Here is a 17,951-nt window from a genome sequence, read left to right on the forward strand (position 1 = left end):
GACAGACCCGTTCGACCTTTCTTCCGGTGCCAAAGGAGTTGCCGTGATCCAGTTCGACCTCCCCGCCGTCGTCGCCGCAGACCCGGATGCCAACGCATCCGACCTGCTCGCCGACCGTGTGCGTTCGACGCCCGACCGCCCCCTGTTCGCCATTCCCCACGCCGACGGATGGCGCGACATCACCGCCGCCGAGTTCGAGCGAGAAGTCGTCAAGCTCGCCAAGGGCTTCGTCGCCGCCGGCATCCAGCCGGGCGAGAAGGTGGGCTTCATCGCGCGCACCACCTACGACTGGACGCTGGTCGACTTCGCCCTCTTCTACGCGGGAGCCGTCATGGTCCCGGTGTACGAGACGAGCTCGCCGTCGCAGATCTCGTGGATCCTGTCGGACTCGGGCGCCATCGCCGTCGTCGTCGAGTCGGCCGACCACACCGCGCGCCTCGACGAAGTCCGCAGCGACCTCCCCCTCGTCCGCGAGGTCTGGGCCATGCACGAGGGCGCTCTCGACACCCTCGTCGCGAACGGCACGCACATCACCGACGAAGAGATCGAGCGCCGCCGTCACTTGGCCAAGGCCTCCGACATCGCGACGCTCATCTACACCTCGGGCTCCACCGGCCGTCCGAAGGGCTGCGTCCTGGTCCACAGCAACTTCGTCGAGCTCGCGCGCAACTCCGCGAAGGCGCTGCACGAGGTCGTCGAGACCCCCGGCGCCTCGACGCTGCTGTTCATCACGACGGCGCACGTCTTCGCCCGCTTCATCTCGCTGCTGAACGTGCACGCGGGCGTGAAGACCGGCCACCAGCCCGACACCAAGCAGCTCCTGCCCGCGCTCGGCACCTTCCAGCCGACGTTCCTGCTGGCCGTGCCGCGCGTGTTCGAGAAGGTCTACAACTCCGCCGAGCAGAAGGCCGAGGCCGGCGGCAAGGGAAAGATCTTCCGCGCCGCAGCCGACACCGCGATCGAGCACTCGCAGCGCCTGCAGGACGGCAAGAAGATCTCGTTGGCGTTGAAGGTGAAGTTCGCCCTCTTCGACAAGCTCGTCTACTCGAAACTGCGCGAGGCGATGGGCGGCCGCGTCGTCTACGCCGTGTCGGGCTCGGCCCCGCTCGGCCCGCGCCTGGGGCACTTCTTCCGCAGCCTCGGCGTCGTGATCCTCGAGGGCTACGGCCTGACCGAGACGACGGCCCCGGCCACGGTCAACCTCGCCACGAAGTCGAAGATCGGCACGGTCGGCCCGGTGCTCCCGGGTGTCGGAGTGCGTCTGGCCGACGACGGAGAGATCCAGGTGCGCGGCATCAACGTGTTCCGCGAGTACTGGCAGAATCCGGATGCCACGGCGGAGGCCTTCGACGGCGAATGGTTCAAGACGGGCGACATCGGCGCCTTCGACAGCGACGGGTTCCTCGCGATCACCGGCCGCAAGAAGGAGATCATCGTCACCGCCGGCGGCAAGAACGTCGCCCCGGCCGCGCTCGAAGACCCCATCCGCGCGAACCCGATCGTGGGCCAGGTCGTCGTGGTCGGCGACCACAAGCCGTTCATCGCCGCCCTCGTCACCCTCGACCCCGAGATGCTGCCCACGTGGTTGGCCAACAACGGCCTGCCCGCCGACATGACGCTCGAGCAGGCAGCACAGAACGAGAAGGTGCGCGCCGAGGTGCAGGGCGCGATCGATCGGGCCAACACGCGCGTCTCGCGCGCGGAGTCGATCCGCAAGTTCACGATCCTGCCGACCGAGTGGACCGAGGCCAGCGGCCACCTCACCCCGAAGATGAGCATCAAGCGCAACGTCATCACGTCGGACTTCGCCGACGACATCGAGGACATCTACGCCGTGCCGGTCAACACCACCAACGTCTCGCTGCCCTGACGCGCGGACGACGACGGCCCGGTCCCCTCGCGGGGCCGGGCCGTTTCGTTTTCGTGCGCACAGCCTCAGCGATCCGCACGACGTCAGTCCGGAACGAGGCACAATCACCGAGGTTGCGCGAATCGCTGAGGTTGTGTGCGCCCCGGGACACCGTCACCGATCGCACGCCCTCGGCGATCTGCACAACCTCGGCTCGGAAGGGTCGAAACCGACGGAGGTTGCGCGAATCGCGGAGGAAATGCGCGAGCGGAGACGGGCGAAGGGCCCGGATGCCGGCATCCGGGCCCTTCTGCACGGATCAGGTCAGAACCAGTCGCTCTCGCGCACCTGGCGCATCGCCTCGCGACGCGTCTCGGCGGGGAGCCGCGAGAGGTAGAGCATGCCGTCGAGGTGGTCGGTCTCGTGCTGGAGGGCCTGAGCGAGCAGCCCCTCCCCCTCGAGCACGACCTCTTCGCCGTCGAGGTCGATGCCCACGACCTTGGCCCACGGGTAGCGGATCGCGTCGTGCCACAGGCCGGGCACCGACAGGCAGCCCTCCCCCACGGCTTCGGGTTCACCGCGGGTCTCGACCAGCACGGGGTTCAGCACGTAGCCGATGTCGCCGTCGACGTTGTAGCTGAAGGCGCGCAGTCCCACACCGATCTGCGGGGCGGCGACGCCCGCGCGGCCCGGCAGCTCCACGGTGTCGAGCAGGTCTTGCACCAGAGCACGGATGCCGTCGTCGATCGTCTCGATGGGCGCACTCGTGGCGCGCAGGACGGGGTCGCCGAACAGGCGGATCGGGCGGACGGTCATGCGGCGGACACCGGGGCGCGCAGACCCTCCACCACGGCGGCGGCGAGCTCGCGCGCGGCCTGACGGGTCGAGGGCTGCAGGTCGCGGAAGGCGATGGCGCTTCCCGCGGCGATGCGCGCGTCGTACGGCATGCGGATCACGGTGCGCACCCGCGAGCGGAAGTGCGCCTCGAGCTCGCTCTCGCGCACCAGCGGCGTGCCGGGGCGCGAGTTGTTGAGCACGACGATCGCGTCGCGCACGCGCGCGGCGTAGCCGTTGGTCTCGAGCCAGGTCAGCGTCTCGGAGGCCAGTCGCGCCTCGTCGACCGACAGACCCGCGACGATCACGAGAGTGTCGGCGAGCTCGAGGGTCGCGCCCATCACCGAGTGCACGATGCCGGTGCCCGTGTCGGTCAGCACGATCGAGTAGTAGTGCGCGGCGACGTCGGCGACCTGGCGGTAGTCGTCGTCGCTGAACGCCTCCGACACCCGAGGATCGGCATCGGATGCCAGCACGTCGAGCCGCGTCGCGTCACGCGCGACGATCGCTGAGACGTCGTTGAACCCGACCATCTCGTCGTGCGCGCGCACCAGGTCGCGCACGGTGCGGCCGTTGGGCCGACCGACGCGATCGGCCAGCGTGCCGCGGTCGGGGTTCGCGTCGACGGCGATGATGCGGTCGTCGCGGGCGTCGGCGAGAGCCATGCCGAGCAGCGACGTGACGGTCGTCTTGCCGACGCCGCCCTTGCGCGAGAGCACGGGCACGAAGCGCGCGCCGCCGGTCAGCGGCGCCGAGATGCGGCGGTCGAGGTCTTTGCGCTGGCGCGCGCGACGACCGTCACCGAGGTTGATCCGGCCTCCGGTCGCCGAGTAGACCAGCTGCTGCCAGGCGCCCTCGGGCTCGGGCCGCGCGATCTGACGCGGGTCGAGCAGGCGATCGGCGGTCAGCAGGTCGGAGCTCTCGCGGGCGTCGTCGATCTGCCCGATGCGCTTCGAGGTGAGCGTCACCTCGGGCGTCTGCGTGCGCACGCGCTCCATGGCGTGGGCGCGGTCGACGCGCGCGGCCTCGTCGGACCCGCGGGTGGCGTCGTCGGCCTTCTGGGCGCTGCGGCGCGTCAGGGGCACGGTGCCGATGACGCCCGTCGCCGCCCGCTCGCGACGCGTCGTCACGGGGCCTGTCGAGGCGGGGGCCGTCGGGACGGAGCCCGTCGGGACGGTTCCGGTCGAAACCGGGCCGGTCGAGGCGGCTGCGCCGGAGCCGGCGGCCGCGGCGACCGAAGCGGCGACGACCGAAGCCGCGACGCTCGGCGGGGCGACAGGACCGGTGGCGGGGGCTGCGGCCTCGTCCGACGCGCTCGGGGCTGCGGGCGCGGCGGGTGACGCCGCGGCCGGAAGCTCGGCCTCGCCCGAGTCCGCGTCGGCGGGCTCGGCGTCGGCGGGCTCGTCGTCGGCAGGCTCGTCGTCGTTGGGCTCGTCCACGGCAGGTCCGTCGACGGCGGGGGTTTCAACGGCGGGCTCGTCGCCAGCGGGTTCTTCGACGGCGGGCTCATCGAGCGCCGGCTCGTCGGCGATCGGCTCGTCAGTGTCCTGCTCGTCACCGACAGGCTCCTCGACGAACGTGTCTTCGACGTACGTGTCGTCGGTGACCGACTCCTCAGCGGCAGGCTCGTCGGAAGACGATTCCGCAGAAGCGGCGAAAGCACCCTCCACCTCGTGGAAGTCACCCGCCTCGGGCTCGTCCTCCGGGGAGGAACCCTCTGCCTCCGCGTCCGCGTCGACAGGCTCCTCGGCGTCGCCGGTGTCGGCGTCGTCCTCCTCGACAGCGGTCTCGTCCGAGGGCTCGGCGGCCGCGTCCTCCTCCGCGACGAACGACTCGCCCTCGGCGTCGTCCTGCGGGGCGGCGTGGTCGGCGTCGCCCTCCACGCCCTCGTGCTCGGCGTCATCGCCCGCGATCGTCGCGTCCGACGCGGCATCCGTCTCGTCCGACTGCTCGGGGATCCACGGCGCGTGCGTGAGCGCCTCGTCGGCGGGCTCGGCGGCATCCGCTTCGAAGAGCTCGACGTCGTCGACGACCTCGGCGTCGTGCAGGTCGTCGGCGCGAGCGTCGTGGTGCGAGAAGCCTTCGTGCTCGGGCTCGTCGACCAGCTCCGCCTCGTGCACGTCGTCGTGCGTCACCGTGTCGGCGTCGTCCTCGGTCGACGAGGACTCTTCGCCGTCGTGGGGCTCGAGGATGATGTCGCCGGTGTCGAGCTGCTCGACCTCACGGTGGTCGGTCTCGTCGTCGTGCGGCTCGTAGACGTCGTGGGAGGTGATCAACGCGGGCAGGTCGACGTCGTCGATCGGGATCTCGTCCTCGATGACGTCGTCATCGAGATCATCGTCGTCAGCGGCCATCGGCAGGTCGACACTGACCTGTGCGATGTGCCCGCCGAGGATGGTGATGCTGGCCGTGTCGAGATTGCCGCCGTCGTCGAGCACGCCGTGCTCGGCGCTCTCGTCGTGGTTCGCATCGGTGCGGTCGGGGGTCACTGCAGTCTCCAAACGGGAAGAGGGCGCGAAAGCGCCCCCTCCCAGGCTACTGCGCTTGGCGGATTACCAGCAAAAGATCTCCTGCTTCCACCTGTTGTGTGGTACCGATCGCGACCCGCTCGACCACTCCCTCGACGGGGGCGGTGATGCCCGCCTCCATCTTCATGGCCTCGATCGAGGCGACGGCCTGACCGGCTGCGACGCGGTCGCCGACAGCGGCCTTCATCGTCACGACGCCCGAGAACGGCGCGGCCACCTGACCGGGCTTCGAGGTGTCGGCCTTCTCGGCCTGACGCGCCTCGACGTCGATCGACCTGTCGCGCACGAACACCGGACGCAGCTGACCGTTCAAGGTCGTCATGACCGTGCGCATGCCCTTGTCGTCGGCGTCGCCGACGGCTTCGAGGCCCACGAACAGCTGCACGCCGCGCTCGATCTCGACGGTGTGCTCCCCGCCGGCCTGCAGGCCGTAGAGGTAATCGGCCGTGTCGAGCACGCTGAGATCGCCGAAGGCCGCGCGGGTCTCGAGGAAGGTGCGCGTCGGCCCCGGGAACAGCAGGGTGTTGAGGCGCGCGCGGCGCTCGGCCGACTCCCCCGCCAGCGCGGCGGCGTCCTCGTCGGTCAGCGGGGTGACGCCGATCTTGGCCTCCCGTCCGGCGAGCACCTTCGAGCGGAACGGCTCGGGCCACCCGCCCGGCAGGTCGCCGAGCTCTCCCGCCATGAACGACACGACCGAGTCGGGCACGTCGTACTTCTCGGGGTTCTGCTCGAAGTCGGCCGGGTCGGCCTTCACCGCGGCGAGGTGCAGCGCGAGGTCGCCCACCACCTTCGACGATGGCGTGACCTTGGGCACGCGGCCGAGGATGCGATCGGCGGCGGCGTACATGTCCTCGATCAGCTCGAAGTCGTCGGCGAGACCCAGCGCGATCGCCTGCTGCCGCAGGTTCGACAGCTGCCCACCCGGGATCTCGTGGCGGTACACGCGCCCCGTCGGACCGGCAAGTCCCGACTCGAACGGGCGGTACAGGTGGCGCACGGCCTCCCAATAAGGCTCGAGGTCGCTCACCGCGCCGAGATCGAGGCCCGTGTCGCGGTCGGTGTGCGCGAGCGCGGCGACGAGCGCCGACAGCGACGGCTGGCTCGTGGTGCCCGCCATGGGCGCCGAGGCCGCGTCCACGGCATCCGCCCCCGCCGCCGAGGCGGCCAACAGCGTCGCGAGCTGCCCACCGGCGGTGTCGTGGGTGTGGACGTGCACCGGCAGGTCGAAGCGTTCGCGCAGCGCCGTCACGAGCTTCGCGGCGGCGGCCGGGCGCAAGAGCCCCGCCATGTCCTTGATCGCGAGGATGTGGGCGCCCGCGTCGACGATCTGCTCGGCCAGGCCCAGGTAGTAGTCGAGCGTGTAGAGCTTCTCGGCCGGGTCGAGCAGGTCTCCGGTGTAGCAGACCGCGACCTCGGCGACCGCGGTACCGGTGGCCAGCACGGCGTCGATCGCGGGCCGCATCTGCGACACGTCGTTGAGCGCGTCGAAGATGCGGAAGATGTCGACTCCGGATGCCGCGGCCTCGGCCACGAACGCATCGGTGACCTCCGTGGGGTATGGGGTGTACCCGACGGTGTTGCGCCCGCGCAGCAGCATCTGGATCGCGACGTTCGGAAGGGCCTGGCGCAGCGCGTCGAGGCGCTCCCACGGGTCTTCGCCGAGGAAGCGCAGGGCGACGTCGTAGGTCGCCCCACCCCAGGCCTCGACCGACAGCAGCTCCGGGGTCATGCGCGCGACGTACGGGGCGACCCGCACGAGGTCGCGCGTGCGCACACGGGTGGCCAGCAGCGACTGGTGGGCGTCGCGGAAGGTGGTCTCGGTGACGGCGAGGGCCGTCTGCTCGCGCAGCGCGCGGGCGAAGCCGACCGGGCCGAGCTCCTGCAGCCGCTGGCGCGAGCCCGCGGGAGCGGCATCGGCGAGATCGACGCGCGGGAGCTTGGCGGCGGGGTCGATCGACAGCGGGTTCTCGCCGTTGGGGCGGTTGACAGTGGTGTCGACGAGCCACGACAGGATCTTCGTGCCGCGGTCCTTCGACTCGCGCCCCTTCAGCAGCTCGGGACGCTCGTCGATGAACGACGTGCTCAGGTCGCCCGCGACGAACGCCGGGTCGTCGAGCACGGCCTGCAGGAAGGGGATGTTCGTCGAGACGCCGCGGATGCGGAACTCCGCCAGGGCACGGCGGGCGCGGGCGACCGCGGCCGGGAAGTCGCGGCCGCGGCACGACAGCTTCGACAGCATGGAGTCGAAGTGCGGGCTGACCTGCGAGCCCGCGGCGGTCGTGCCGCCGTCGAGGCGGATGCCGGCGCCACCGGGCGAGCGGTACGTGGTGATCTTTCCCGTGTCGGGGCGGAAGCCCTGCGTGGGGTCTTCGGTGGTGATGCGGCACTGCAGCGCCGCACCGCGCAGGTGGATGTCGTCCTGCTGCAGGTGCAGCTCGGCGAGGGTCGCGCCCGCGGCGATGCGCATCTGCGACTGCACGAGGTCGACGTCGGTGACCTCCTCGGTCACGGTGTGCTCGACCTGGATGCGGGGGTTCATCTCGATGAAGACGACCTCGCCCGTGCGGGGGCCCGCGGTCTCGAGCAGGAACTCGACGGTTCCCGCGTTCTGGTAGCCGATCGAGCGGGCGAAGGCCACGGCGTAGCGATGCAGGTCCTGCCGCACGGCGTCGTCGAGGTTCGGCGCGGGCGCGATCTCGATGACCTTCTGGTGGCGGCGCTGCACCGAGCAGTCGCGCTCGAACAGGTGCACGGTCTCGCCCGCGGCATCCGCGAGGATCTGCACCTCGACGTGACGCGGGCGCTGCACGGCCTGCTCGAGGAACATGCGGGGGTCGCCGAACGCGCTCTGCGCCTCGCGCATGGCCTCGGCCAACGCGGGGGCGAGCTCGCCCTTCGACTCCACGCGGCGCATTCCGCGCCCGCCGCCGCCGGCAACGGCCTTGGCGAAGATCGGGAAGCCGATCTCGTCCGCCTGGGCGAGCAGCTCGTCGATGTCGGCGGACGCCGGCGTCGAGCGCAGCACCGGCACTCCGGCCGAGATCGCGTGCTCCTTGGCCGTCACCTTGTTGCCCGCCATGGCGAGCACCTCGGCGGGAGGTCCGATGAAGGTGATGCCGTGGGCGGCGGCCTTCTCGGCGAGCTCCGGGTTCTCGGAGAGGAAGCCGTAGCCCGGGTAGATGGCATCCGCCCCGCACTCACGGGCCACGCGGATGATCTCGTCGACATCGAGGTAGGCGCGCACGGGGTGTCCCCGCTCGCCGATCTGGTACGCCTCGTCCGCCTTCAGGCGATGCAGCGAGGCGCGATCCTCGTACGGGTAGACCGCGACCGTGCGCGCTCCGACCTCGTAGGCGGCACGGAACGCGCGAATCGCGATCTCTCCGCGATTGGCGACCAGGATTTTGGAGAACATGCGCACCTCACGTCAAGCTGGCGGAGCTGAATGTGCTCACAGCCTAGGGGACGGTAACGTGGACTCTCGTGCACGTACTCTCCGTCAGCTCTCTCAAAGGCGGGGTCGGCAAGACGACCGTGACACTCGGGCTGGCTTCCGCAGCCTTCGCACGTGGCGTTCGCACTCTCGTCGTCGACCTCGACCCTCAGTCCGACGTGTCGACCGGGATGGACATCCAGGTCGCCGGTCGCCTCAACATCGCCGATGTGCTGGCGAACCCGAAAGAGAAGGTCGTCCGACAGGCGATCACCTCGAGCGGGTGGGCCAAGGTGCACCCCGGCACCATCGACGTGCTGATCGGCAGCCCGTCGGCCATCAACTTCGACGGGCCGCACCCCAGCGTGCGCGACGTGTGGAAGCTCGAAGAGGCCCTCGCGACCATCGAGAGCGAGTACGACCTCGTGCTCATCGACTGCGCGCCCTCGCTGAACGCCCTCACGCGCACCGCGTGGGCCGCGAGCGACCGCGTCGTGGTCGTCACCGAGCCCGGTCTGTTCTCCGTCGCCGCTGCCGACCGCGCGCTGCGCGCGATCGAGGAGATCCGCCGCGGTCTCTCGCCGCGCCTGCAGCCCCTCGGCGTCGTGGTCAACCGCGTGCGCCCGCAGTCGATCGAGCACCAGTTTCGCATCAAAGAGCTGCGCGACATGTTCGGCCCGCTCGTGCTCAACCCGCAGCTGCCCGAGCGCACCTCGCTGCAGCAGGCGCAGGGTGCCGCCAAGCCGCTGCACGTGTGGCCCGGCGACTCCGCGCAGGAGCTCGCGGCCGACTTCGACGCGCTTCTCGACCGGATCGTGCGCACCGGCCGCATCCCGGTCGAGTCCGAGGCCCCGCAGGCCTGATCCTCTTCACGAAGACGCCGTCCCGCTGCCCCGCAGCCGGGCGGCGTCTCTCGTTCGCGCCCGGGCCCGTGGCGCGAACCAAGGTCCCTGAGCCTGTCGAAGGGCCCGGAACCGGCTTCGGACGCGTCATCTGCGTGAACCCAGGTCCCTGAGCCTGTCGAAGGGCCCGGAACCCGCGTTCGCACGAACCCAGGTCCCTGAGCCTGTCGAAGGGCCCGGAACCGGCTTCGGACGCGTCATCTGCGTGAACCCAGGTCCCTGAGCTTGTCGAAGGGCCCGGGACCCGCCTCCGCAAAGACCCAGGTCCCTGAGCCTGTCGAAGGGCCTGGGACCCGCCTCCGCAAAGACCCAGGTCCCTGAGCCTGTCGAAGGGCCGGGACCCACCGCGGCACCGGTGGCTTCGACAAGCTCAGCCACCTCGAGCTCCACAAAGCAGAATCCCGGATGCCATGGCATCCGGGATCTCGAAGATGAAGCGCGTCAGGCGGTGCGGGCGGCCCGGCGTGCGGCGAGCTCGTCGACGGTGTCGGGGGTCGCCTTCTCGAAGTCGACGAGCGTGGACTCGACCTCGCGCAGCACCTTGCCGACGGCGATGCCGAACACGCCCTGACCGCGGCTGACGAGGTCGATGACCTCGTCGTTCGAGGTGCACAGGTAGACCGAGGCGCCGTCGCTCATGAGGGTCGTGCCGGCGAGGTCGCGGATGCCGGCGGCGCGCAGCTGGTCGACCGCCGTGCGGATCTGCTGCAGCGAGATGCCGGTGTCGAGCAGGCGCTTGACGAGCTTGAGCACGAGGATGTCGCGGAAGCCGTAGAGACGCTGCGACCCCGAGCCGCTCGCGCCGCGGACCGTCGGGACGACGAGTTCGGTGCGGGCCCAGTAGTCGAGCTGGCGGTACGTGATGCCGGCGGCACGAGCGGCGACCGCACCGCGATACCCGGTGTCGTCGTCCATCTCGGGCAGACCGTCGGTGAAGAGGAGGTCGGTGGCGAACCGGGGTTCGCCGACTGCGTCGCCAGCGTTCATGCTCGCGCCCTCCTCATCTGTCGTTTCCTCCACGCTAGATCAGCGAGGGTCCCCCGGCAATGACATCCGCTCCGAGGGCCGCGGCGTGTCGCACTCAGGACAGGATCCGCTCCAGCGCCTCGCGCACGAACATGCCGCGGACCTCGTCGAGACGCGCCGCGAGCTCGGGAGCGAGCTCGTTCGCCTTCGCGCGCGACGAGGCGTCGGGGCGCCGCAGCAGGGCCGACAGAGCCGACTCGACGAGCGAGACCTCGCGCTCCGCGCTCTGGCGCAGGGCGCGCACATGACGCGGCTCGATGCCGTGGCGATCCAGTGCCACGAGCGAGCGCAGCAGGGTCACCGTCTGCTCGGGATACGTGTCGGATGCCGTGATGACGCCGGTGCTGATCGCGTCGTTGAGCAGCTGCGGAGCCGAACCCGCGGCCGCCAGCAGCTCGTCGCGGCGGTAGCGGCGCGGCGTGTTCGTCATCGACGGGATCGACGTCGGCGGAGCGGGATTGCGGCCCGCGTCGAGCTCGGCGAGGTAGTCGCGGATCACGACGAGCGGCAGGTAGTGGTCGCGCTGCAGCGTGAGCGCCATGCGGAGGCGCTCGAGATCGGCGGGCGAGAACTTGCGGTAGCCCGACTCGGTGCGCGTGGGCGTGACGATGCCCTGCACCTCGAGGAAGCGCAGCTTGCTCGAGGTCAGCGCCGGGAAGTCGGGCGTGAGGCGGGCGAGCACCTGACCGATGCTGAGCAGCCCCGCAGCCGCCTGACGACTACGGGAGGGGGCTGCCGGCATCAGTGGTCAGCCGCGGGCAGATCGACGGGCGAACCGAAGAAGTTGAGGCGGAACTTGCCGATGCGCACCTCGGAGCCGTTGACGAGCGCCGAGCGATCGACCCGCTCGCCGTTGACGTAGCTGCCGTTGAGCGAGCGCTGGTCGACGATCTCGAACGAGGTGCCGGTGCGGGTGATCTCGGCGTGACGACGCGACACGGTCACGTCGTCGAAGAAGAGGTCGGCCTCGGGGTGACGTCCGACGGTGGTGACGTCGGTGTCGAGCAGGTAGCGGGCGCCGGTCGTCGGGCCGGAGCGGACGATCAGCAACGCGGCGCCGGAAGGCAGTGCGTCGATCGCCTCGAGCTCGGCCTCGCTGAGGTCGGCCCCGAAGGGGACGAACGACAGGTCGGCGTCGTGGGTCTGGGTCGTGTCGTGCGCCCGGTCGTTCGCTGCGGCGTCGGCCGCGCGTCGGATGTCGTCGCGCTCGAATCGGCTGGTCTCGTCCACGGCTTCTCCTTCTGTTTCACCATAACCGATCGGTCGACGAGGGGGAGGTCGACCGATCTCGAGCGGGCCATGGCGATGCGTGTTTACGTCTCGATCCGTCGACACCGACACCGCGGTTCGGGCCGCGGAGACGACCGACGAGACACTCGAACCTATCGACCCGGGCGGGGCCGTGTCGAGTCCGCTTCACCCCGACACGCCCACGATCGCGAAAGCGCCCCCGAATCGGGGGCCGCGCATCGGTCGCAGCCCGCTCCCAGGCCCGGTGTCGGAGGTCGTCAGTAGGGTCGAGGAGTGACCTCTTCTCCGACCCCGCACCGCCGGGCCCGCCTGCCCCGCTGGACCGCCGCGCTGGCCGCCGGCCTACTCGCCGCAGCCGCTCTGCTCGTGCCCGCTCTGCCCGCCGCCGCTCACGACGAGCTGGTCTCCACCGACCCCTCCGCCGATGCCGTGCTCGACGCCCTTCCCGCGCAGATCACCTTCACCTTCAGCGCCGACGTCCTCACCGACGCCGGGGCGACGGTCGTCGAGGTGAAGGACGCATCGGGGGCCTCGCTGGCCGATGGCGCGCCCGAGGTGTCGGGCACCACGGTGACGCAGTCGCTGGCGGGCGCGGCATCCGGGGCCGTCAGCGTCGTCTGGCGCGTGGTGTCGAGCGACGGCCACCCCATCAGCGGCGACTTCGCCTTCACGGTGCCCGCCGCATCCCCCACCCCCTCGGCGACCCCCACGACGACCACCCCCGCGGCGAGCCCGACCCCGTCTGCGACATCGGCGCCCAGCGCGGATCCGACCTCGAGCGCGACCGCGGCACCGGTCGACGAGGCCTCCGCGCCCTCTCCCCTGCCGTGGATCCTGCTCGTGGTGATCCTCGTGATCGTGGCCGGGGTGCTGGTCTACGTTTTCGCCTCCCGCAGCGGTCGCAAGACCGCCGGTGGCGGCACCGCCGGGCGATAGGCTGGAACCATGCCTCATTACGATCTGGTCATTCTTGGTGCGGGTCCCGGCGGGTACGTCGCCGCCGTCCGCGGCGCACAGCTCGGACTGTCGGTCGCGATCGTCGAAGAGAAGTACTGGGGCGGTGTGTGCCTCAACGTGGGCTGCATCCCCTCCAAGGCCCTCCTGCGCAACGCCGACCTCGCGCACACGTTCCACGCGAAGGCCGACCTGTTCGGCATCTCGGGTGACGTCACCTTCGACTTCGGCAAGGCGTTCGACCGCTCGCGCAGCGTCGCCGCCGGCCACGTCAAGGGCATCCACTACCTGATGAAGAAGAACAAGGTCACCGAGTACGAGGGCCGCGGCTTCTTCGCCGACGACCACACGATCGACGTGACCAAGACCGACGGCTCCAAGGAGCAGGTCACCTTCGACAACGTCATCATCGCCACGGGTTCGACCGTGCGCCTCCTCCCCGGCGTCACCCTGTCGGAGAACGTCGTCACCTATGAGGAGCAGATCCTCACCCGTGAGCTCCCCGAGTCGATCGTCATCGTCGGCGCCGGCGCCATCGGCATGGAGTTCGCATACGTCATGACGAACTACGGCGTGAAGGTCACGATCATCGAGTTCCTCGACCGTGCGCTGCCGAACGAAGACGCCGAGGTCTCGAAGGAGATCCAGAAGCAGTACAAGGGCTACGGAGTCGACATCCTCACCTCGACCAAGGTCGAGTCGGTCACCGACCACGGCGACAAGGTCACCGTCGCCTACACGGCGAAGGACGGCTCGCAGAGCTCGATCGACGCCGACCGCGTGCTCATGTCGATCGGCTTCGCCCCCAAGGTCGACGGCTTCGGTCTCGAGAACACCGGCGTCACGCTCACCGAGCGCGGCGCCATCGAGATCGACGACCACATGCGCACCAACGTGCCGCACATCTACTCGATCGGCGACGTCACCGCCAAGCTGCAGCTGGCCCACGTGGCCGAGGCGCAGGGCGTCGTGGCCGCCGAGACCATCGCCGGCGCCGAGACGCAGACGCTGGGCGACTACCGCAACATGCCCCGCGCCACGTTCTGCAACCCGCAGGTCGCTTCGTTCGGTCTCACCGAGCAGCAGGCGCGCGACGCCGGTCACGACATCAAGGTCGCGAAGTTCCCCTTCTCGGCCAACGGCAAGGCCAACGGCCTCGGCGAGCCCGTCGGCTTCGTCAAGCTCGTCGCCGACGCCGAGACGCTCGAGCTCATCGGCGGCCACCTCATCGGCCCCGACGTGTCGGAGCTGCTGCCCGAGCTGACCCTCGCGCAGAAGTGGGACCTCACCGCCCTCGAGGCCGCGCGCAACGTGCACACCCACCCGACGCTGTCGGAAGGCCTGCAGGAGGCCTTCCACGGCCTCACCGGCCACATGATCAACCTCTGATCAGCTGATCGACGAAAGGCCCGCCCGGTTCGCCCGGGCGGGCCTTTCGTGATCTCGAGGCTCTGGGCTGTGGCCGCACCGTCGCTCGCGGCGCAACGAACACCGCGAGACGGCATCTCGCTGACGACTCCGCGTCACGCGGCAACGACTCCGTCAGCGAGATGAAGTCTCGACGTCGAGAGCGCCCGCGAGCCCGAGGCCCGCGGTCGGGCTCAGTGCCCCAGGGCGCGGCCGAGCTTCGATCCGGATGCCGCGGGGCGGCCCCCGGCGGCGGCCACGGCCGCGTCGACCGCGGCGAAGAACTGCTCGCGCCCGGCGTCGTCGGAGGGGCCGGCCGGGCCGAGCTCCACCTCCCACTCACGCCACGACGAGTCGACGCCGCGTCGCTCGTCACGGGCCTGCACCCGGTCGTCGACGAACTCCGCGACGAGGGCGCCCTCGGCATCCGTCAACGCGTACGCCGTGCGCTGGTTACGCACGCGCGCGAGCGGGAGGAACGGCGGTCGCGCCCACGCGGAGACGGCTTCTTGGATCTCACCCGGAACGACGGGATCAGCGTCGTCGTCGGCCACCTCACCGAGCGGCCACTGGGTCTCGCGTCGCCCACCGCCCTCGCGGGGGCCCTTCACGTGCCAACCCTCGTCGGGCCCGCCGCGACGGCGCCGCACCGCGATGCCCTTGCGGGACAGATCGTGGTGCGCCGTGTCGACGTAACGCGCGTCGAGGTCGCGCGGTTCGGGCTCGCCGACGCTCACCACACCCGGCAGCGCCGACCAATCGGGAAGGGGCGTGTCGTCATCGACGTCGTACTTCGACTCGATCTCGACGTTCGAGGCCCCGGATGCCGAGCCGCCCGAGGGGCCTGCGCTCAATCGTCGCGTCCGTCGGCGTCGGGGTTGATGTCTTCGGTCTCTTCGGCGAACACGAAGACCGCCTGGGTGGGACCGTCGGAGTCGCCCGTGTTCTCGAGACCGCCGTCGCGGCGGTAGACGAGCTGACCCTCGCTGTAGGGCATGATCAGCGTGTCGTCGGACTCGTTGTCGAGGGGAAGGACCTGCCCGTCGAGCGGGCCTCCGGAAAGTCGTGCGATAGCCATGACCTCAGCGTAGACGGCGCCCTCGGTGCGGGCCGGTGACTTGACAGGGCTCGCCTAGAATCGCTCGGGTGACGACGACCGACCTGCCCGGAGATCGCCCGTTCGTCCTGCTGGCCACGCGCGCGGAGGACCGCCCGGCCGACGAGGAGTACGAGCTCTTCCTGCGGTTCACGGGCCTCCCGCCCGAACGGCTGCGCCGGATCCGCCTCGAACGCGATCCGCTTCCCGCGCTCGATCTCGACGAGGTGTCGGGCATCCTCGTCGGCGGAAGCCCCTTCAACGCCTCCGACCCGCCCGAGCGCAAGTCGGCGGTGCAGCGCCGGGTCGAAGCCGAGATGGCCGCCCTGGTCGACGACGTGGTCGCTCGCGACCTGCCCTTCTTGGGCGCGTGCTACGGCGTCGGCACTCTCGGGACGCACCTCGGAGCCCCTATCGACGGCACCTTCGCCGAACCCATCAGCGTCGTCGACGTGACCCTCACCGAGGCGGGGCGCGCCGATCCGCTCGCCGCGGGCCTCCCCTCGACCTTCTCCGCCTTCGTCGGCCACAAAGAGGCGATCAGCGCCCTCCCGCCCGAGGCGGTGCTGCTGGGGTCGTCACCGACGTGCCCGGTGCAGATGTTCCGTCTCGGATCCCACGTGTATGCGACGCAGTTCCACCCCGAGCTCGACGTCGACGGCATCGTCACGCGTATCCACGCCTACTCCGAGTACGGCTACTTCGCACCCGACGAGCTCGACCTCACCCTGGCGGCCGTGCGTCGCGCCCCCGTGACGGAACCGTCGCGGATGCTGCGCACGTTCGTCGAGCGCTACGCCCGCTGACCACGGCAGCTCGGCGCTGACCTCAGCGCCCGCGCACCGTCGAGCGTGCGAGCGCGATCGGTGCGGTGACCGCGGGGTGCGCGAGCCGCAGGTACGACTCGAGCCCGAGGTCGACCAGGTGAACGCGCCCCGCCAGCTCGGGACCGCGCCCGCGCACGAGGCCGGCCTTGACCGCGCCGAAGGTGACGGTGACATCGGCGGCGAGCACGGCGGCATCCGCCGTCCCGTCATCGGGGTCGAGGCCGCTGGGCAGATCGACGGCGACGATGCGGGGACGAGCGTCGAGCGCGAGGATCTTCTCGACGAGCGCACGGGCGCTGCCACGCAGCCGCCGGTCGGCGAGACGGCCGATGCCGAGGATCCCGTCGACCACGAGGCGGTAGTCGGCGATCCGCGCGCACGCGTCGGTTCCCGAGCACACGCGCACACCCGCGGCGACGGCCGCGTCGAGCGCCGCGCGATGCACGCGGTCGCGTACGAGCACGACGTCGACCGAGGCTCCCGCGCGGGCCAGCTCGGCCGCGGCGTACAGCGCGTCTCCGCCGTTGTCGCCCGCGCCCGCGAGGACGAGCACCGGCCCCGAATGGGCCGCGAGCTCGTCGGAGACCACGTCGGCCAGAGCCGCCGCCGCATGGCGCATCAGGGGCACGCCCTGCTCGAGCAGCGGCTTCTCGGCGGCGCGCACGGCGTCGGCGGTGTAGGCCGGAGTGCGCTCAGCCACGACGGTCGCCGCCTGCTCAGACATGCGACTTCGCTTCGGCAGCGCTCTCGCGCTCGGCGGCGGCGGGATCGCTCTTCGCGAGCGTCTCGCGCTCCTTCTTCTCGGCCTCGCGCGCCGCGTCGAGCTCACCGGTCGCCGCGCGCACGGCCTTCTCGGCCCGGCGCACGCGGAACTGGATGAGGGTCGACGCGCCGTACTTCGCGCGGACGCGGTCGAGATCCTCCTCGGTGGCCACCGTGATGTAGGCCCCGGCGATGAGGATCACCTGGCTCGACAGGTTCAGCCACAGCAGCAGCGCGATGAGCGAGGCGAACGTCGCCAGGAGGGGGTTGCTGGTGGCGCCGCCGACGAACAGTCCCGACAGCTGCTGCAGGACGACCAGCCCGACACCGCCCAGGAGGGCCCCGCGCAGGAGCGTGCTTCGACGCGTCTTCACTCCCGACAGCGCTGCGAAGGCCACGGCGACCGCGGCGGTGTCGAGCACCAGCACGACCGCCGTCGAGAGCAGCCACGTCAGCACCGCCGAGACCCAGGAGTCGGCGGAGATCCCCAGCAGCTCGCGCACGAAGGTGAGCCCCGCGGTGGCCAGGAAGGTCACGATCGCCGCACCCACCAGCGCGACGCCGATGCCGAGCGCGACGAGGAGGTTGCGCACGATCACGAGGATCGGCAGCGTGTCGTCGGTGGTCACGCCGGCGATCTGTCGGAACGCCGAACGCAGCGATCCGATGGCGCCGATGGCTGCACCCAGCAGACCGAGGATCGCGATGATCCCGGCGATCGTAAATTCGGGTGCCTTGATTCCGTCGAGCTGGAGCAGCCCGTTGGGGCCCACGAGACCCGGCACGACGCTGTTGACGGAACGCTCGAGGGCGGCGATCCCGTCGGGGTTGCCGGCGAGCCACACGGTCGCGAACGAGAAGCCCAGCAGCACCGCGGCGAAGAGGCTGAAGAGGGTGCGGTAGGTGACGCTGTCGGCCAGCATCGGACCACGTGCTCCCGAGTAGACGAGGAAGGCGCGCACGAGGCGGAGCGACAGAGCCCACGCCGTGACGCGACGGATGAGGTCGGCCATGGGGTCAGGCTATCCGCGCGAGACGCCTCGCACCGCGGGGCTTGACCGATCCGGGGCAGCGCGACAGTC

At 70.7% G+C, this 17,951-nt stretch carries 15 protein-coding genes; 5 read left to right on the forward strand and 10 right to left on the reverse strand.

The genetic code is table 11. The features are described from left to right. Positions 1-43: 43 nt before the first annotated feature. Positions 44-1,870, forward strand: a complete 1,827-nt coding sequence (locus tag ABXS86_RS04470; RefSeq protein WP_154095854.1) for an AMP-dependent synthetase/ligase — start codon at positions 44-46, stop codon at positions 1,868-1,870. A 303-nt stretch (positions 1,871-2,173) separates the two neighbouring features. Here ABXS86_RS04470 and def read toward each other — a convergent pair whose 3' ends face one another. From def to ABXS86_RS04485, 3 genes are read right to left on the reverse strand one after another with little or no spacing between them, the layout of a single operon-like run. Continuing rightward, on the reverse strand, positions 2,174-2,665 hold the full coding sequence (gene def / locus ABXS86_RS04475) for a peptide deformylase (RefSeq protein ID WP_353665749.1): 492 nt from the start codon (positions 2,663-2,665) through the stop codon (positions 2,174-2,176). After that, positions 2,662-5,172: a MinD/ParA family protein gene (locus ABXS86_RS04480; RefSeq protein WP_353665750.1), complete on the reverse strand. Its 2,511-nt coding sequence runs from the start codon at positions 5,170-5,172 to the stop codon at positions 2,662-2,664. Before ABXS86_RS04480 ends, def begins: the two co-directional genes overlap by 4 nt. A gap of 46 nt (positions 5,173-5,218) precedes the next feature. Further along, positions 5,219-8,626, reverse strand: coding sequence for a pyruvate carboxylase (locus ABXS86_RS04485; protein ID WP_353665751.1), 3,408 nt, complete (start codon positions 8,624-8,626; stop codon positions 5,219-5,221). A 68-nt stretch (positions 8,627-8,694) separates the two neighbouring features. Here ABXS86_RS04485 and ABXS86_RS04490 point away from each other — a divergent pair, with 68 nt between their 5' ends. Beyond that, positions 8,695-9,507 carry a ParA family protein gene (locus tag ABXS86_RS04490; RefSeq protein WP_144781970.1) on the forward strand — a complete coding sequence of 271 codons (813 nt, stop codon included), beginning with the start codon at positions 8,695-8,697 and terminating at the stop codon, positions 9,505-9,507. A gap of 480 nt (positions 9,508-9,987) precedes the next feature. On the opposite strand, the gene ABXS86_RS04495 is transcribed toward ABXS86_RS04490, so the two are convergent. From ABXS86_RS04495 to ABXS86_RS04505, 3 genes are all read right to left on the reverse strand, one after another. Next, complete coding sequence (locus ABXS86_RS04495) at positions 9,988-10,533, reverse strand: MerR family transcriptional regulator (RefSeq protein WP_251503696.1); 546 nt, start codon at positions 10,531-10,533, stop codon at positions 9,988-9,990. A 94-nt stretch (positions 10,534-10,627) separates the two neighbouring features. Continuing rightward, the gene (locus ABXS86_RS04500) at positions 10,628-11,314 is read right to left on the reverse strand and encodes a MerR family transcriptional regulator (RefSeq protein WP_144828021.1); all 687 of its coding nucleotides are present in this window, start codon (positions 11,312-11,314) and stop codon (positions 10,628-10,630) included. After that, positions 11,314-11,802, reverse strand: a complete 489-nt coding sequence (locus ABXS86_RS04505; protein WP_307210347.1) for an FHA domain-containing protein — start codon at positions 11,800-11,802, stop codon at positions 11,314-11,316. Before ABXS86_RS04505 ends, ABXS86_RS04500 begins: the two co-directional genes overlap by 1 nt. Positions 11,803-12,096: 294 nt before the next feature. On the opposite strand from ABXS86_RS04505, the gene ABXS86_RS04510 reads away from it, so the two are divergent. Both ABXS86_RS04510 and lpdA read left to right on the forward strand, forming a co-directional pair. Then, the gene (locus ABXS86_RS04510) at positions 12,097-12,759 is read left to right on the forward strand and encodes a copper resistance protein CopC (protein WP_353665752.1); all 663 of its coding nucleotides are present in this window, start codon (positions 12,097-12,099) and stop codon (positions 12,757-12,759) included. 9 nt (positions 12,760-12,768) lie between these two features. After that, positions 12,769-14,166, forward strand: a complete 1,398-nt coding sequence (gene lpdA / locus ABXS86_RS04515) for a dihydrolipoyl dehydrogenase (protein ID WP_307210343.1) — start codon at positions 12,769-12,771, stop codon at positions 14,164-14,166. 212 nt (positions 14,167-14,378) lie between these two features. Here the strand turns inward: lpdA and ABXS86_RS04520 are convergent, their stop codons facing one another. Beyond that, positions 14,379-15,038 carry a CYTH domain-containing protein gene (locus ABXS86_RS04520; protein WP_307210340.1) on the reverse strand — a complete coding sequence of 220 codons (660 nt, stop codon included), beginning with the start codon at positions 15,036-15,038 and terminating at the stop codon, positions 14,379-14,381. After that, complete coding sequence (locus tag ABXS86_RS04525; protein ID WP_144828034.1) at positions 15,035-15,262, reverse strand: response regulator; 228 nt, start codon at positions 15,260-15,262, stop codon at positions 15,035-15,037. The genes ABXS86_RS04520 and ABXS86_RS04525 overlap by 4 nt, the downstream gene beginning before the upstream one ends. Positions 15,263-15,330: 68 nt before the next feature. Between ABXS86_RS04525 and ABXS86_RS04530 the strand changes: the two genes are divergently transcribed. Continuing rightward, the gene (locus ABXS86_RS04530; protein ID WP_353665753.1) at positions 15,331-16,086 is read left to right on the forward strand and encodes a glutamine amidotransferase; all 756 of its coding nucleotides are present in this window, start codon (positions 15,331-15,333) and stop codon (positions 16,084-16,086) included. Positions 16,087-16,108: 22 nt separating this feature from the next. On the opposite strand, the gene ABXS86_RS04535 is transcribed toward ABXS86_RS04530, so the two are convergent. Next, positions 16,109-16,831, reverse strand: coding sequence for an NAD(P)H-hydrate epimerase (locus ABXS86_RS04535; protein WP_353665754.1), 723 nt, complete (start codon positions 16,829-16,831; stop codon positions 16,109-16,111). After that, on the reverse strand, positions 16,824-17,882 hold the full coding sequence (locus ABXS86_RS04540) for a YhjD/YihY/BrkB family envelope integrity protein (protein WP_230704445.1): 1,059 nt from the start codon (positions 17,880-17,882) through the stop codon (positions 16,824-16,826). The genes ABXS86_RS04535 and ABXS86_RS04540 overlap by 8 nt, the downstream gene beginning before the upstream one ends. Between the last annotated feature and the right edge of the window lie 69 nt (positions 17,883-17,951).

This window comes from Microbacterium sp. che218 (genome assembly GCF_040436305.1).
GTDB lineage: Bacteria > Actinomycetota > Actinomycetes > Actinomycetales > Microbacteriaceae > Microbacterium > Microbacterium algihabitans.

What these genes read in the sequence shown, in the direction of transcription:
- def (WP_353665749.1), bottom strand. Translation starts at nt 2,665, where the DNA reads ATGACCGTCCGCCCGATCCGCCTGTTCGGCGACCCCGTCCTGCGCGCC.
- ABXS86_RS04485 (WP_353665751.1), bottom strand. Translation starts at nt 8,626, where the DNA reads ATGTTCTCCAAAATCCTGGTCGCCAATCGCGGAGAGATCGCGATTCGC.
- ABXS86_RS04495 (WP_251503696.1), bottom strand. Translation starts at nt 10,533, where the DNA reads ATGAACGCTGGCGACGCAGTCGGCGAACCCCGGTTCGCCACCGACCTC.
- ABXS86_RS04500 (WP_144828021.1), bottom strand. Translation starts at nt 11,314, where the DNA reads ATGCCGGCAGCCCCCTCCCGTAGTCGTCAGGCGGCTGCGGGGCTGCTC.
- lpdA (WP_307210343.1), top strand. Translation starts at nt 12,769, where the DNA reads ATGCCTCATTACGATCTGGTCATTCTTGGTGCGGGTCCCGGCGGGTAC.
- ABXS86_RS04525 (WP_144828034.1), bottom strand. Translation starts at nt 15,262, where the DNA reads ATGGCTATCGCACGACTTTCCGGAGGCCCGCTCGACGGGCAGGTCCTT.
- ABXS86_RS04535 (WP_353665754.1), bottom strand. Translation starts at nt 16,831, where the DNA reads ATGTCTGAGCAGGCGGCGACCGTCGTGGCTGAGCGCACTCCGGCCTAC.
- ABXS86_RS04540 (WP_230704445.1), bottom strand. Translation starts at nt 17,882, where the DNA reads ATGGCCGACCTCATCCGTCGCGTCACGGCGTGGGCTCTGTCGCTCCGC.